19 protein-coding genes are annotated in these 14274 nt (G+C 43.9%); 6 read left to right on the forward strand and 13 right to left on the reverse strand.

Features of this window, described 5'->3' with window-relative positions:
• Positions 1-8 precede the first annotated feature (8 nt).
• Positions 9-941 carry a glycosyltransferase family 2 protein gene (locus ACFQ3W_RS11075; RefSeq protein WP_379319283.1) on the reverse strand — a complete coding sequence of 311 codons (933 nt, stop codon included), beginning with the start codon at positions 939-941 and terminating at the stop codon, positions 9-11.
• A gap of 164 nt (positions 942-1105) precedes the next feature.
• On the opposite strand from ACFQ3W_RS11075, the gene ACFQ3W_RS11080 reads away from it, so the two are divergent.
• Entirely contained in the window at positions 1106-1459 is a 354-nt protein-coding gene (locus tag ACFQ3W_RS11080) for a helix-turn-helix domain-containing protein (RefSeq protein WP_379319284.1), read from the forward strand.
• Positions 1460-1556: 97 nt separating this feature from the next.
• On the opposite strand, the gene ACFQ3W_RS11085 is transcribed toward ACFQ3W_RS11080, so the two are convergent.
• From ACFQ3W_RS11085 to ACFQ3W_RS11105, 5 genes are all read right to left on the reverse strand, one after another.
• Positions 1557-1982 (reverse strand): hypothetical protein, encoded by a 426-nt coding sequence (locus ACFQ3W_RS11085; protein WP_379319285.1) that lies wholly within the window; start codon positions 1980-1982, stop codon positions 1557-1559.
• A 133-nt stretch (positions 1983-2115) separates the two neighbouring features.
• Positions 2116-3057, reverse strand: a complete 942-nt coding sequence (gene mdh, locus ACFQ3W_RS11090; protein ID WP_379319286.1) for a malate dehydrogenase — start codon at positions 3055-3057, stop codon at positions 2116-2118.
• A 14-nt stretch (positions 3058-3071) separates the two neighbouring features.
• Positions 3072-4367 (reverse strand): NADP-dependent isocitrate dehydrogenase, encoded by a 1296-nt coding sequence (gene icd, locus ACFQ3W_RS11095; RefSeq protein ID WP_379319287.1) that lies wholly within the window; start codon positions 4365-4367, stop codon positions 3072-3074.
• 90 nt (positions 4368-4457) lie between these two features.
• The gene (locus ACFQ3W_RS11100; protein ID WP_379319288.1) at positions 4458-5570 is read right to left on the reverse strand and encodes a citrate/2-methylcitrate synthase; all 1113 of its coding nucleotides are present in this window, start codon (positions 5568-5570) and stop codon (positions 4458-4460) included.
• A gap of 419 nt (positions 5571-5989) precedes the next feature.
• The gene (locus ACFQ3W_RS11105; RefSeq protein WP_379319289.1) at positions 5990-6205 is read right to left on the reverse strand and encodes a hypothetical protein; all 216 of its coding nucleotides are present in this window, start codon (positions 6203-6205) and stop codon (positions 5990-5992) included.
• Positions 6206-6897: 692 nt separating this feature from the next.
• Between ACFQ3W_RS11105 and ACFQ3W_RS11110 the strand changes: the two genes are divergently transcribed.
• Positions 6898-7317 carry a hypothetical protein gene (locus tag ACFQ3W_RS11110; protein ID WP_379319290.1) on the forward strand — a complete coding sequence of 140 codons (420 nt, stop codon included), beginning with the start codon at positions 6898-6900 and terminating at the stop codon, positions 7315-7317.
• Positions 7318-7323: 6 nt separating this feature from the next.
• Here the strand turns inward: ACFQ3W_RS11110 and ACFQ3W_RS11115 are convergent, their stop codons facing one another.
• Positions 7324-7527, reverse strand: a complete 204-nt coding sequence (locus ACFQ3W_RS11115; protein WP_379319291.1) for a transcriptional regulator — start codon at positions 7525-7527, stop codon at positions 7324-7326.
• A 116-nt stretch (positions 7528-7643) separates the two neighbouring features.
• Between ACFQ3W_RS11115 and ACFQ3W_RS11120 the strand changes: the two genes are divergently transcribed.
• The 4 genes from ACFQ3W_RS11120 to ACFQ3W_RS11135 all read left to right on the forward strand — a co-directional run bounded on the left by ACFQ3W_RS11120 (position 7644) and on the right by ACFQ3W_RS11135 (position 8631).
• Complete coding sequence (locus tag ACFQ3W_RS11120) at positions 7644-7769, forward strand: hypothetical protein (protein ID WP_379319292.1); 126 nt, start codon at positions 7644-7646, stop codon at positions 7767-7769.
• A gap of 99 nt (positions 7770-7868) precedes the next feature.
• Positions 7869-8093: a hypothetical protein gene (locus ACFQ3W_RS11125; protein ID WP_379319293.1), complete on the forward strand. Its 225-nt coding sequence runs from the start codon at positions 7869-7871 to the stop codon at positions 8091-8093.
• Positions 8094-8146: 53 nt separating this feature from the next.
• Positions 8147-8323 (forward strand): hypothetical protein, encoded by a 177-nt coding sequence (locus ACFQ3W_RS11130; RefSeq protein WP_379319294.1) that lies wholly within the window; start codon positions 8147-8149, stop codon positions 8321-8323.
• Positions 8324-8469: 146 nt separating this feature from the next.
• The gene (locus ACFQ3W_RS11135; protein ID WP_379319295.1) at positions 8470-8631 is read left to right on the forward strand and encodes a hypothetical protein; all 162 of its coding nucleotides are present in this window, start codon (positions 8470-8472) and stop codon (positions 8629-8631) included.
• An 80-nt stretch (positions 8632-8711) separates the two neighbouring features.
• Here the strand turns inward: ACFQ3W_RS11135 and ACFQ3W_RS11140 are convergent, their stop codons facing one another.
• The 6 genes from ACFQ3W_RS11140 to ACFQ3W_RS11165 all read right to left on the reverse strand — a co-directional run bounded on the left by ACFQ3W_RS11140 (position 8712) and on the right by ACFQ3W_RS11165 (position 14270).
• On the reverse strand, positions 8712-9377 hold the full coding sequence (locus ACFQ3W_RS11140) for an N-acetylmuramoyl-L-alanine amidase (RefSeq protein ID WP_379319296.1): 666 nt from the start codon (positions 9375-9377) through the stop codon (positions 8712-8714).
• A complete protein-coding gene (locus ACFQ3W_RS11145; protein ID WP_379319297.1) occupies positions 9374-9580 on the reverse strand; it encodes a holin in 207 nt (68 codons plus the stop codon). The genes ACFQ3W_RS11140 and ACFQ3W_RS11145 overlap by 4 nt, the downstream gene beginning before the upstream one ends.
• 13 nt (positions 9581-9593) lie before the next feature.
• Entirely contained in the window at positions 9594-9872 is a 279-nt protein-coding gene (locus tag ACFQ3W_RS11150; protein WP_379319298.1) for a hypothetical protein, read from the reverse strand.
• Positions 9873-9988: 116 nt separating this feature from the next.
• A complete protein-coding gene (locus ACFQ3W_RS11155) occupies positions 9989-11593 on the reverse strand; it encodes a glycosyl hydrolase family 28-related protein (protein ID WP_379319299.1) in 1605 nt (534 codons plus the stop codon).
• 242 nt (positions 11594-11835) lie between these two features.
• Positions 11836-12399 (reverse strand): stalk domain-containing protein, encoded by a 564-nt coding sequence (locus tag ACFQ3W_RS11160; protein ID WP_379319300.1) that lies wholly within the window; start codon positions 12397-12399, stop codon positions 11836-11838.
• A 53-nt stretch (positions 12400-12452) separates the two neighbouring features.
• Positions 12453-14270, reverse strand: coding sequence for a hypothetical protein (locus tag ACFQ3W_RS11165; RefSeq protein WP_379319301.1), 1818 nt, complete (start codon positions 14268-14270; stop codon positions 12453-12455).
• Positions 14271-14274: the final 4 nt, after the last annotated feature.

A 14274-nucleotide genomic window follows, 5' to 3' on the forward strand; every position in this document is an offset into this window, starting at 1 on the left:
TCTATTCCTCAATTAGGATAGCCCGCAGGGCCAAGCTTATCCCTATCATCTTCGAACTCGATTCCAAAGCGACTCAAAAACCAAGTGTCGTCGTATTTTCGCAGGTAGGCGTACTTTTGTCTTCGCAATTCAACAGCCTCCCGTTGCTCACTTTCCGATTTAGCTATTTCGCTCTCTCTGAACGTCCTGTACACCTGCCCGCAGCAGACGGATATCAACGCTTCCGAGAAATGCAAATACGCCAGAATGAGGAGATCGAAGCCCCATTGTTCCATACTGTCGTCATATGGGAAGTTTTGCCTGAAAACCTGAATAAGTGAAACCTCCGGCACATAAGCGCAAAAACCGCCAAGCAGCCATATTCTTAGCGAAAACTCAGCCGTCTCCATTTCTTTTCCAATAAAGCCATCCTCTATCCCGCCGATATCCCTAAACTTGTCTCGATGAACGGCAAAGCATTCCCAAGACAACCAAGTCAATGCTTTTCCCTCAGCCACTAGAGGATAGTTGCGAATGGAGCTTAGCAGCCCATAAACCTCGTGGTCCCTGTTTGGTATAACGACAGAATGCTCACGAACCTTAAAAGAAGGTGAACTGCAATCCGCCTCTCCCGTCATGAGCGGTTCCAACAGTTTTTCCATCCAGTAATCGTCATAATAGAGATGAGCGCCGCAAAAAATTAAATACTTCCCGGTTGCATGGGCTGCTCCGACATTTCTCGCTGGAATTCCTTGCTCACCCTTCAGCCTCTTGATCGGCCTTTCGAAGCGGTAGCCCATGAGAAAATCGCAACATCCATCCACGGACCCTTCGTCCACAATGATGACTTCATATGAAAGGGTTGTACGTGAAACCTTAAGCGACTCCATAGTCGTATAAAGATCGATTCCGCCATTCTTGACGGTAATAATGATAGATACGGTAATAGGTTCGGAAAGCATACTAATACTCCTTATATTTGGATAATATTTATATTTAATACATTTCAGTAATTTGTAGATGATTCCATAATAACCCAAATCGTACTTTCAGTAAACAAAAACAAAACTTCTAGTTTATTATCTTTCCCAATATATCTCACTATGTTAATTACAGGAGGGGTGTTATGGACTACGAAGCATTGGGTAGAAGGCTGCGTCAAGAAAGGCATAAAATGCACTTGACCCAGGAAAAACTCGCCGAAAAAATCGAGGTTTCGGATGCATACATAGGGCAAATTGAGCGCGGAGAGCGCAGCTTATCGTTAGATACGCTAATCAAGCTGGCCAATCAGCTTGGTGTTACCGTAGACTATCTGCTTCATGATTCCTTTGAAATCACCAACGATAATTTTATAAGCCAGATACAACAGATTATGGCAAATCGTTCATCCAAAGAAAAACAGTTAGCGCTAGATATCATCAAGTTGATGTTTACCCACCTCGATGAATTGGGGAACGAACCGGGCGACCCTTCATAAAGCGATACGATTGCTATCCGTTCTATGAATAAAGAGAAAAATGACCTCCAGTCATTCCCTATAGGGAGTACTGGAGGTCATTCTCTTCTTGTGACGATTAAATGATCGTGCTAAACACCATAAAAAAGGAAATAAGCAAAACTGTTACCGACAACAGTGCACTAAGTGTACGAAGCTTGCCTACCTCGGCCGTCGTAGCTTTGTTCTGCCGAATGCCTTCGAGTGCAAGGCGAAGCGGCTTGCCCATGATACCGCTAAAAGCTCCGATCGCCAAATAAAGCAAGGTAATGACAATCATCCACGGAACGGAATAATCACCTTGACCGATCAAATATCCGCCGGTTAATAGCTGAATAATTAGACCGATTTGGGCGTATTTGTTCAATGAATTAACCGCAGAAATTGTGCCTTCACGGCCGGCAAGCGATAACTTATCCACTTTTCCCAATACCAACGGTAGGAACAGATAAAAGCCAAGAGCTAAAGCGCCAATAATATGTAGAAAAAGCATGACCTGATACATATCACAACCACCTTTCTATAGTCAATTACTTTTATTATATTCTATTATACCTTTATAGGGAAATAGAATAAAAAAAAGAAAACCTCCCTAAGTTCGGGAGGTCATAATATATATTCAAAACGGAGGAAACTGATTAACCTTCTACAACGGCAATCACATTACGTACAGAAGTAGCCGATTTATCGAGAGCTGCTTTTTCGTCATCCGTCAGCTCCAGTTCAAACACTTTCTCAATACCGCTGCCGCCAAGTATAACCGGAACGCCCATAAATAGGCCATCATAGCCGTATTCACCTTCCAGCAAAGCGATAACTGGTAAAATCCGCTTCTTATCCTTCAGGATCGCTTCAGTCATCTGAACGAGCGATGCCGCAGGCGCATAATAAGCGCTGCCGTTACCAAGCAAGTTTACGATCTCACCGCCGCCAACCCTTGTCCGCTTTACGATCGCTTCGATGCGATCAGCCGGAATCAGCGTGTCGATCGGAATCCCTCCTACGCTAGAATACCGCACTAGCGGTACCATATCATCCCCGTGACCGCCAAGCACAAACCCGCGTACATCCTCAACGGAAACGTTTAGCTCTTGTGCGATAAACGTGCAATAGCGAGCGGTGTCCAGAACACCGGATTGCCCGATAACACGGTTTTTCGGGAACCCGAGCGCCTTATATGCCGCATAGGTCATGGCGTCAACCGGATTACTCAAAATAATTACCGTCGAGTCAGGGCAATATTTCTTAACGTTCTCACATACCGAGCGAACGATTCCTGCGTTCGTATTCACGAGATCGTCGCGGCTCATCCCCGGTTTACGGGCGATGCCGGCTGTGATGATCACGATATCGGAACCGGCTGCGTCCTCGTAGGAAGATGTACCGATAATGTTACTGTCAAATCCTTGAACCGGACTAGCCTCGAGCATATCGAGCGCTTTACCCTTTGTTGGGTTTTCAAGCTGCGGGATATCCAGCAGCACAACATCTCCAAGTTCTTTTTGAGCAAGCATGAGCGCCGTCGTCGCACCGGTAAAGCCAGCGCCGACAACGGTAATCTTTTTACGTTGATTAGCCACGATGGTCAAGCCTCCTACATGTTTTCGATCACTTGATCGGCAAATTCAGAGCATTTTACTTCAGTTGCGCCTTCCATTAAGCGGGCGAAATCGTATGTTACCGTCTTGTTGTTGATCGCTGTTTCAAGCCCTTTGTAGATAAGGTCAGCCGCTTCGAGCCAGCCGAGGTGCTCTAGCATCATGACCCCGGACAAAATGACGGAACCCGGGTTCACAACATCCAGATCCGCATATTTCGGCGCCGTCCCGTGCGTCGCTTCGAAAATCGCATGGCCGGTGACGTAGTTGATGTTAGCCCCTGGAGCAATGCCGATGCCACCTACTTGTGCAGCCAAAGCGTCGGACAAGTAGTCGCCGTTCAAGTTCAGCGTAGCGATCACGTCAAAATCCGTCGGCCGCGTCAATACCTGCTGCAGCGCAATATCCGCAATTGCATCCTTGATAAGGATTTTCCCTGCCGCTTGCGCATCCTTCTGCGCCTGATTCGCTGCTTCGGTGCCGGACTGTTCCTTGATCCGATCATACTCCGCCCAAGTAAATACTTTATCCCCGAATTCCGCTTCCGCTACTTCGTAACCCCAATTCTTAAACGCGCCTTCCGTAAACTTCATGATATTGCCTTTATGAACGAGCGTAACGCTCTTGCGCCCATGCTTGACCGCATATTCCACCGCCGCACGTACAAGGCGCTTGGAGCCTTCCTCAGACACCGGTTTAATGCCGATCCCGGATGTTTCCGGAAAGCGAATTTTCTTGACTCCCATTTCATTTTGCAGGAAGGAAAGGACCTTCTTCACTTCTTCGGATCCTTCTTTGTATTCGATGCCTGCATAAATGTCTTCGGTATTCTCCCGGAAAATGACCATGTCCACGAGCTCCGGATGTTTTACCGGCGAAGGAACGCCATCGAAATAGCGGACAGGACGCAGGCAAACATACAGATCGAGTTCCTGACGGAGCGCTACGTTGAGCGAGCGAATGCCGCCGCCAATTGGCGTCGTCAGCGGTCCTTTGATCGCCACAATGTACTCACGGATCGCCGCAAGCGTATCAGCCGGCAGCCACTCTCCGTATGTATTAAAAGCTTTCTCGCCTGCAAATACTTCGTACCAGGCGATTTTCTTCTCACCGCCGTAAGCTTTCTCCACGGCGGCGTCCAATACACGTTTGGATGCTTTCCAGATATCGCGGCCGGTGCCGTCACCCTCGATAAAAGGGATGACGGGGTGATTAGGCACCTGCAGCTTTCCATCTTTAAAATCAATTTTCTCGCCCTCGGTTGGAAGGTCGAACTTTTCCAGCTTCAACATGTTATTTTTTTCCTCCTTACCACAATTTCTGCTCAGCTTATCACGGTCTCCATTTTAGCATAAATGCCCAGGTAGTTTCCCGCTTCTCGCCTATCTAAGTTCAATCGGAACGTACTGCTGATTGATGGCCCCTGTGTATTCGGCACGCGGGCGGATAATTCGGTTGTCGTCCAACTGCTCCAAAACGTGTGCTGTCCACCCGGAAAGTCGACTGATCGCAAAAATCGGCGTAAACAAATCGCTCGGAATACCAAGCAACGTGTACACAGATGCCGAATAAAAATCGACATTCGGTTTAAGTCCTTTTTGGCTCGTTACGAGTTGATCGACTTTGACGGAAATGTCGTACAACGTCATATCACCTTTCAACAGGCTGAGCTGACGCGACATCTTCTGCAGATGCTTCGCCCGCGGATCCCCATTCTTGTAAACGCGATGACCAAAGCCCATGATCTTCTCTTTATTAGCTAATTTGCGCTGAATATACGGTTCAGCTTGTTCCAGCGTCCCGATCTCACCCAGCATTCTCATCACAGCTTCGTTGGCACCACCATGCAGTGGGCCCTTTAAAGTACCTATGGCCGAGGTTACAGCGGAGTAAATGTCAGATAGCGTAGCGATCGTAACACGGGCGGAGAACGTAGAAGCGTTCAGTTCGTGATCGGCGTGAAGCACAAGCGCTTGGTCAAGCGCACGAATCGCTACCGGATCCGGTTGTTCTCCGGTCAGCATATAAAGGAAATTATGCGAAATCGACACACCCTTAAGTGGGGCAATCGGTTCCTTACCATCGCGAATTCGCGCATAGGCCGCAATCAACGTAGGGATCTGAGTCTGGAGTTTGATCGCTTTTAACTGGTTGCTGTCACGAGAGATGTCATTAGCGGTTTCGTCATACAAGGCGAGAGCTGATACGGCAGTACGAAGCACTGCCATCGTATTTGCATTCGCCGGGTACAGTTTCATTTGATCGATAACAGCTTGTGGAACGGCAGCATAATCGCTTAATTGCTGCTCCAGATTGGTGAGTTCGGATTGTGTGGGCAGCTTGCCGTACCAAAGTAAATAGGCGGTTTCTTCAAAGCTTGCGCGTTCTGCCAAATCGTCGATATTGATGCCACGGTATGCGAGGACACCGTCGTGAATGGAACTGATCGAAGAAGTCGCTGCTACAATGCCTTCCAGGCCCTTGGTAGCTGTCATGAAACATCTCTCCTTTGTTAACATTTTGTGAGCAAACAAGCCAATGAAAACATTTTCAAATTTAAAGTTTAAAATTTTTGAAGTATTATGCATGAGGTCCAAATAAAAGAAAAGGAGGCTTCAAATGCTTACAAATTCATCATACTGGATTTCGCGAGGCATGGGAACTGCCTGAAGGCCGCTTAGTACATCAAATTGTTTTATCACGATCATAAAAAATTACAATTGTGTGAACGTAAATTTACGATTATCCATGTGTATTTGAGACACCATGAATCCTTGCCCAGCAAGGGGTTACGTCTTGTTTTCCAGTAGAAATAAGGATTTATAAAGAATGGGGAAATCAATCATAGTGTGGGGTAAATGTGGGAAAAGAGGGGCAACATCAAGCGTTGAGCCCTCTTTTCTGTGTAATAATGCTATATAAAAAACATTATGTTTTTGAAGTTGATTTTATAGTATGATAATAGTTTTACAGCTTCGTGTAATGGAATGTTGCCCGGGGCTTGTTCGTATTCTTTTAAAACACCAATTGGGATGTTTGTAAATGATGATACTTCCTCAAGTGTTTTTTCTTGTATTAACCGAATGTTTTTTATACTGCATTTACACCCAGATAAGCTTACTTCCATCATGGTTCATCCTCTCATTGTTGTTTACTGATGACTGACTAAATGATAAAATTACCGCGATGCTTGTCCGAAAGGAGCAAGAACGTTGAACATCTCCCGTGGGAGATGCTTGCTTCCTGACCTACTCAAACAACGGAAATGGACTCAAACCTATTTTGCAGAACGATCTGGTAGGAGCGTCCGAATGATATCCCATTTTTGCAATAATGAACGGGCAATGTTGCCGGAAGATATGTACGTCTCTGCCATGATTCTAGAATGCAGAATGGAAGACTTGTATGAGTGGGTGTATAAGAAGTGAGCTTGCGGGCATACCGCGCTCCCTCGGGCAATTCTGGAACAATTTGTTCTAAAAGCTCATTATGCGTTTGACATAAAATTCACTTCCTTTCTTGTTATTCTAATCCCCCTACAATTCCGATTGAGTTGTAATATCACCGCATATCAAGCAAATTCTTATACTTCTTTCGGCTTTTGTAAGCGCTTTATGTACCGCGGTTATAAAGTTAGCCCTTTTGTACTATCCATGATTTTCCTGCGGTACTTTAATTATATGCGAACGTGCGTTCCTGTCAACGATATATTACCATTTTGGTAATATTGTGAGCGGACAGATTTAGAAACGTCTTGATTTAATGGCTCGTCATTGGTTATTATAAGAACAAACGTTCTTGTTTGGAGTGATGAATATGCCTATGGGCTTAAGTAACGAAGATTACTCTTATGTTAAGTTATACATTATATTGCCGCTGATCCTGACGGCGTTTGAACGTGATAAGAAAATCATCGAACGTGAGCTAAAGACACCGCGACCATATGTGACGCTGTTGGATAATGCGATTAAGCGTGTGGAGGACGATCACCGGGAAGTGCGGCGTAAATTTAGAGTGCTGGGCTTGAAGGTATATGAAGAGAAACGAACTGTGGATGGCATATATGCCCGTTATCTATGCAGGGGATATCATTATGAGTTTAGTATGTTGTGGAGCCTTATAACGGCAGAATCAAGCGTACTAATGGAGAAATACTTGGGGCTGGATATATTTAAGTACATTAACCCAGCTATACCGGATGATGGGCATACTTATGATGTGCCTTCGGATGTAAAACAATGACCGCCATTATTCGGCGGTCTTATTTTTATCTCGTTCAATTTTTTCTTCTATAGCTTCCAATATAAAAGCATTTCGGCTCGTACCTAGAGACTCAGCAATTTTATCAATTCTTTCCCGATCCCCCTTTTTACCCCATAATTTTATTTGATCATAGTTAGCTGAATTATATTTGTCTTTTGCTCTTGTCGATGCTTTCCCCTGTTTTTCCATTATTATCACCTCACCTTGATAATAACACAAATAATATACTGATACCAGTATAAAAAACTATTGACAATATAGTGGTACCAGTATATAATAGAAATATAAGGAGGTGAGACAAGGACATGAAAGATTGGGTAACGCTCCTCACGGCAATCATCCAGTTACTTACCGCGTTTGTACTACTAAGAAAAACTCGTGAGGAAAACAAAAAAGGAACCAAACGCAGCCGACCCGGCAAACGTAAATAGGTTCCTCGGAGGGAGTTAACGGCTCCCTCCTCCCAATCTTAACATAAACGGTGTAATAAATAAATCGGCGGCGGCCTTACGCGGGAGGAATGAAATGAAATGGTTAAGACGGAAAAGTATGGTCCCCATCAGGTCATAACCTACCCCGACGGCATTGTTCTGGTATATTGCGTAGGCAGGACCACGACCTGGTACACTCAGCGCGGGAATCGGTACTACTACGAGGAGGAGAGTACCAACGTACGCAACATGGGCAACGCGCTACGCCGGATCGGCCGTGTAAAGTTTGAGGAGATTCATCGTTTGATCGTCACGGCAGGGTAATGATCGTTGCGGTCATCAATATGGGCTCCGGCCCTTCTAAGGAGGAATATGCGGTGAAGACGAAAAAGAAATATGTAGCAAGCCCATACACATACGGACCATTCAACAATCCAACATCCTGGGGTATCTGGAATACTGAAACGGAAGCTTGGATGCCGGATAAGCCCACGCCGCGGAAGAGTGACGCCGAAGCGGATGCGAAAATAATGAACAAGCTGGAGGAGGCGTGAACCTTGGAAACAGCAACATTGATTATCGGAATAGTTGCACTGGTCTTATCGGTTATTGCATTGATTCGGACGATCAAGAAGGATTGAGCTGGCATTTGGAGAAATAAGTAAATTAATATCAATTATAATGAAAGGACGTATGAACAATGAAAGTATTTTACGAGGACATTTTGGTAGGCGAGGTTATAACAAACCGGAGCATGACAGTTGATGAAGCACTTGAGTTGATCGGATTTGATGAAGAAAAGTTTATCGCAGATAACGGGTTTGATGATATCGACTATAATGAATTTAAAATGGAATATTAAGCGAAAAAAGCCCACCGACCAATTAAGGTTAGTGGGCTTTTGTACCGATTCTTTCGGATTTGATAGTATTATATCATGGGTTATTTTGTAAGTGAAGCTATTTTTTTATCATTATCCCAATTAACTTTTGCGCCGAATGCTTCACCGGCCGCACGAAGTGGGACATATACCCTGCCTTCCAGCACAAAGCCGTCCTCGATCTTCTCACCGTTTACGTATACTTTTGCTTTTTCCACGTTTTCTTCATCCTTTCCTGTTAACTCCGTAGCCACACGATTTTTAAACTCAGTCCATCCAGTCCATTTGCCGCCATCGTACATTTTACGTGGGCAGATTTTGCCGCTCCAATCGTAATGACGCCGGAGCCGGTCAACTCCCCAACCCCGTTCCTTAAGCATCTTAGCCACCAATTTAACGGCGTTATCCAGTGTTTTGTCATAGTCGCCAGATTCGCAAATTTCGATACTGATGGAGGTTCTATTGCCGCTATTTGGGCCGCTACCGTCTCCAGCGTGCCAAGCTGACTCATTAAGCGGTATACACTCTATAGCCTCGTATTCGTCCACTACGATGTGGAACGATGCTGTCCGTGTATTTGTAAGGTTAGTAAGCCAAGATCGCTCATTGGCGGCCTTACTCGCCGTATTACCTGTGTTGTGGATCGTTATTGTGGTTGGGTGCATTGCAAGCTCAGGCCGACGATTGCATGGTGTTGTGATTGGGATATAGTCTTTACGGTAGATCACTTGCTATCACCGCTATCTTTAACCTCTGGCAATCCTGCCAAGCTCGTCAAAAGGCTAGTAATCGTAGCCAACAAAACCGTACCGCCAACAACATACCAATTAACCTGACTAAATACCGTAGTAGCCCCAATTACGCCAATTGCTGTTTGTGCTGCTGTTTTAACTGCGCGGATACCTGCTGCTTTTAACCATTTGATTGTCATTTATAACATCTCCTTAGTTTTTAAGATCATCAATACGTTTGTGAGCTTGTTTAGTAGATTCTTCGACTCGCGTTAGCCTTTCGGAAAAAGCTTCAAAGCGTTGGCCTTGAATCTTTTGTTCTACCTTCATGTCATCCACGCCACGTTTGATGTATTCCATATCTGTTTTTAAGCTCATATTGCTGCCAGAGTCTTGAGCAACATCCTTTTTGACTGTCCTGTTGTAATTAGTCCAGCCTAAAAATATAGCACTTATTCCGGCTGCAATTGCTACTACGGTTTGCCACTCCATTTTAATCACCGCCTTAATATAAATAGTCCCCGGATCGGCTCCGAGGGCAAAATAAAAACGCCTTCTTTGGCGTTATTGGCATTGAGCTATATCGTCCTACCACGTTGCTTATATTGTTAAGCGGTATAAGGACCAACCCTATTAAACTGTAATAAACCGCTGTTAGTGATGAGAGATACGATGCCGGTAGTCGCAGATATTAATATGACACTATTAGTAAGGTTAAAAAGGGATTGAACATTCCCTAATTGGTTATACTGCGATGTTCCGGTGCCAGATTCTTCCCGTAGTCCACTAATGCTATTCGAGATAGAACGAACAGAGTTAATTATCATTCTTGTACAGCCCCTAAGCACAAAACCGTTACCAGTGTTATTTTGCGTGTTTATGGTGCCGACATTTGAGTCACTGCAATTATCAAATATTATGCCGTCCTGATTAGGCTGCTCTCCAGTTTGATCTTTTCTTCCATTTACAAACACCATAGCCCCGTGGATAAATCGACAGTTAGTAAATAATATCCCCCCACGAACACAATGACTACTAACAACCTCATCGATATATACGTACTCGCAGTTTGTCAGGAAAAATCCCGTACCACCTAGGGTATCTGTCATTACGCGTTTAAACCAAATTGCTAAGCAATTATTCATTACAAAACCGTGACCCCCGGAAGAGTAAGTTCCGCCTAAAACGTCAACATTTTCGAAAATTACGCCAGCGATATTTTCAATGTCAAATCCAGGCCAAGTAACATTGATTCCGTGGATTGGATTGGTGCCAGTGAAATCAACGATAAATTTAGAAAAGTAAATAAATCCCAAAAAGTCTCTTAATACTACAGGTGTTGCTTTACCCGCGTAACAAGTAATGTCGGTACAGTAGACATTTGCCACCAAGTTTGTCGTGTGATTTGCATCACCAATAACTCTATAATGATTTTCTATTCTTATCCGATCTAATCTGATATCGGATATGCCCATCACGTTGGTATTAAAGTAAAATACAACAGAATTTGATGGAGCGCTATTCATATCGATAAACAAATTTTCAATACTGATCTGTTGGCCCTGGATATTGAACAGATTTGTTACGCTTGATTTAGCCTTAATATTTGCTCGATTACCACCCATTCCAATTATATTCACATGGCTAGGTATAGTTAAATCCCCGAGCACATAACTATCAGCTCCGCCTGGCACAATTAACGGTATCCGATTAGCTGCGCAGAAATTTATTGCGGCCTGAAAAGCGGCGGTATCGTCATCTACTCCATTACTTTTTGCATTGTAAGGAGGGGCCTTTACGTTAATACCACGACCATCTACGTTAGTCGTAACACCCGCCAACTGCACAGTAAATTGAGCCTGCATATCGCGAGTGATATCACCGGCTACAGCTATTGTTCTTTTTGGCGTGTATGATGGATCAGGAGTACGAATATCAATAAGCTCGGCGTCTTTGTCAGCGCCACCACCTTGTATGATGGTATTGACGCGATCATTCACTCCGTCTACTGCTTCTTTTACATTCGCCCCTGCCGCCGTTCCTGAATAGGCAATATGCTCGGCTGTATGTGCTGCTGTAGAGTTGATATGGTCTGCAACAATAGCTGCTTTTGCATCTACATCTTTTTCGACGTTTTCAAGGGCGGTATTGATGTTTTCAAAGTCCTCTGAAATATTCTTACTTCCCGTTATCCCGCCGTACCGACTTGCCATTAGGTTCAGCCCCCTTCAATTGTGATTCTCTACGTTCAATTGCTTCTTTGATACCTAACAAAATTGCCTCTTCTTGCCCCGGGTTAAAGGATGATACTGCATCAATAATTGAGCATACTTCAGGCACAGGACACATTGGGTCTATTTCAGCTTTGATAACTGGAGTTATTCGGGCCACGTTTTTCACCCTTTCTTGGCATAATAAAAAGCCCCATCGTTTGATGGGACTTTGAATGAATTAATTACTTTTGCAATTCAGCAAGTTGTTCTTCGTACTGTTTGATTCTGCTGGAAAAATCATTATATCTTGACTCGTAGGTAGCAACCTTCTCATTTTTTTGCTTTTCATCTAACTTATTATCGTTTTTCACTTGATCTATTGCAATTTGCAAGTCGCTTACAACTTCTTTTGCGCTTTTAATTGAGTTTTGTAAATCTTTTATCTGATCTTCTTTAGTCCTTAAATCTTTTAGTGTAGGCAATTTATCACCTTCGTTCTGAGGTGGTGTATTAGCGCCAGTTATCGGTTTATCTGATGATTTATCGGCTAGTATGGTTTTTGAATCTGCTTTATAAATTGCATCATACCCAAGTGTATTTAATATTGTTCTAACTGGTAAGTAGGTAGCCCCTTGATATATCAGAGGGTCGGCATCCAAGTGTTTTTCTTCACCATTTACTACAAACTTTATTTTTTCAAACGACGCCTGTACATATTCTCTAACAGGTGCTGCTGCTGCAGTACTCGTCATTCCAATAATTATACCAATACACAGAGTTAGCAAGGTGTATATTGACTTTTTCATATTAATATTCCTCCCTACATTTTTCTACATTGTACATCAAAATGTAGGGAATATCACCCTATTTGTACATTGTTTACATATACACCATTAGGAGCATTAATACGAATTTCATTGTTAGCTTCAATATACCCGGTCCTAGAAAACCATAATCGCATGTCATTTAGCATATCTTGAATTGCAAAAACTAAATCGTTTCCAGATACACCAGAGTAAATATTAATATCGGCATAACCAGACCTTAACTCTACACCTCTGCTTCCTGTGCTACTGGTTCTTATTGTAGCGCCTGTGATGATACCACCTTCAATCGTGGCTCCGACTATTTCGCCGCCCTCAACTCTGCCAGCAGAAACAGTGCCACTGAACGTACCGTTAGCACCTTGGAGTGTTCCCGTAAATGTGCCATTAGCCGCCTGTAATGTCCCGGTGAATGTTCCATTTGCTGCTTCAAGTGTTCCACTAAAAACACCATCAACGCCTTGCAGCGTACCTGAGAATGTACCGCCAGCGGCTTCAAGATCACCGCCAAATTTAAACTTACGGCTAGGCAAATCAAACCACAAAGCACGGTCTCCATTGGCGTAGAAAGACAGCTCATCAGAGTTGAACACAGCTTTAGAGGCATGATCTTCACGTTCAATTGTTAAGCCAGCGGTTCGCGTTATTGTAGCTCCATAGTAAGCCTTGCCTTCCTTGACCGCCGTTTTGTTTAACTTATTGACCGCCGTAGTAAGTGATCCGTCCACTTTAAATTCACTCTGTTGTTCTGATACAGACGGTGCTTCAATAGCCATTTTAAGACCACCTTTAAAGCTGTATGTCTGCTTTAAAATGACGGATTTGTACTTAACCATGCCGTTCCACGGGATGTGCATGTCTTGCCAAGCCGTTGCGGTATCAAGCCAAGACAGGCTTTCATTTTGTTCAAATCCGATAATATCTCCATGCTCAAGCTGTGGGAATCCTCTGGCATCCATAGAAATTGGTATATAGTTAAATCCATTCAATGTGCTACGAAGGTTATTAACCATTGTCTGCGTCATAAATGGATTTTCGAGATTAAGCGTTAGGTTTTCACCGCCGACCCCAGCTTCAAAGGTGAGTGAATCTTCGGTGTCATAAGTGACCACAACGCGAGAGTAATTTTTAATCGGGTTAACTTGCTTAACCCGGATGTAATCAGATGTAGTCATTTCAAACGCTGGCGGATCAGTAGCGGCAAATCGTTTAAACCTAATCGTTCCGTCTTTGCCTACAATGACGTTGGCTGAGTTAGCTCCCGCAATGTATCCCATCACCTGCCGCATGGTAAAGCCCGCTGGCCCAGCTTGTATTTGATAGGATGGGTTTATAACAACACTGCTGTCATATACATAGTCTAATCGCCCACAAATCTCATCCCATACGGCTTTCATGGAGGCCGGATATGCTAACGAAGACACATATGCCACATCAGCGAAAACCAGCCTATCATAACAGGTAAACGTCCATACACCATTAATCTTTTCACGGGAGTCTATAAAAAACTCCCCGAGCGGCATCCAATCAGACAATGCTCCTTCCCATGTAACACGCATATCCTTCCATGGATAAGTGGCTTCTTCCCAGGTCATTCCAGACAATGATAGTGATAAAAAAGGCACGATTCTTGCGTTATCTGGTATGGTTTGATTTGTTCTGATAGTGACTACAAGTTTAGAGGGTATTGCAGTTCCAACCTCAAACCCGTCCGATGATACAAGACTGTTTTCAATCGTAAAATCAACTATCTCGTTGTCGTTATATTGGACTCCATCAACCGTAGCCATAACTATAAATTCTCTGTCAGGTCTGCGTAAAGCATCTAAATATAATTGTGATATTGGATACATAGCG

The organism is Paenibacillus puldeungensis (assembly GCF_042678945.1).
Classification (GTDB): Bacteria; Bacillota; Bacilli; order Paenibacillales; family Paenibacillaceae; genus Fontibacillus; species Fontibacillus puldeungensis.